The sequence below is a fragment of the Rhodococcus sp. 1R11 genome (assembly GCF_004563845.1).
Classification (GTDB): Bacteria; Actinomycetota; Actinomycetes; order Mycobacteriales; family Mycobacteriaceae; genus Rhodococcoides.
On the sequence record NZ_SPNG01000030.1, the window covers coordinates 1 to 1,036 of the forward strand.

Genomic DNA, 1,036 nt, shown 5'->3' on the forward strand with positions numbered 1-1,036 from the left:
GGGCGCGTGACTGTCCCCGACCTCAGGGTTGACGCAGGGTACGAATCAGCTTCTTGTTCGCGAATTCGTCGATCCCATGACGCCCGAGCTCACGCCCGAAACCCGAACGCTTGACGCCACCGAACGGCAACTCCGCACCTTCACCACCAAACCCGTTGACGTAGACCATTCCCGCCTCGATCTGCTCGCTGACACGCTTGACCTGCTCGGGATCGGTACTGAACAGGTACGAGCCGAGCCCGAACGGGGTGTCGTTCGCGATCCTGATCGCCTCGTCCTCGTCCCGAACGCGGAAGACCATCGCCACCGGACCGAAAAACTCCTCGTAGAACACATCACCGCCGGGCTGAACACCAGTGAGCACACCCGGAGGGAACCAGGCCCCGTTACGCTCGCCGCTGGTCTCCAACGACGCACCCGAGGCCACCGCCCGGTCGACCTGATCGCTCAAACGCTCTGCAGCCACGAGCGAGGACACCGGAGACGCCGGCCGCGCCAACATCTTCGCGGTGTAACGCGCAACGAAGTCGTCATACAGCTCGTCGAGAACGATCACACGCTTGCCGGCATTACAAGACTGACCGGTATTCTCCATCCGCGCCTCGAAGGCTGCATCGACCGCCTCATCCATATCACTCACACCCAGCACGATGAATGGATCCGAACCACCGAGCTCGAGAACGACCTTCTTGAGGTTGCGTCCCGCGATCTCCGCGATCGCGGCACCCGCCCGCTCGGAACCGGTAACCGACACCCCCTGCACGCGAGGGTCCGCAATAATCCGTTCGACCTGCTCATTGGTGGCGAAGATGTTGTTGTAGGTCCCCGCCGGGAATCCCGCATCGTCGAACAAACTCTGCAAGGCAAGTCCCGATTCCGGGCACTGCGGTGCCGGCTTGAGAAGAATCGTGTTGCCCAGAGCAAGGTTCGGACCGGCGAACCGCGCCACCTGGTAGTACGGGAAATTCCACGGCATGATGCCGAGAAGGATGCCGATGGGCCGTCGTTGAACGATGGCGGTACCCGGCCCACTGAA

The 1,036-nt window shown here is 62.3% G+C and carries 1 protein-coding gene; it reads right to left on the reverse strand.

Translation table 11 applies throughout. From position 1 onward, the window contains the following. Positions 1 to 22 precede the first annotated feature (22 nt). A partial coding sequence (locus E4P29_RS25750; RefSeq protein WP_135048113.1) for an aldehyde dehydrogenase family protein occupies positions 23 to 1,036 on the reverse strand: 1,014 nt, incomplete at its 5' end.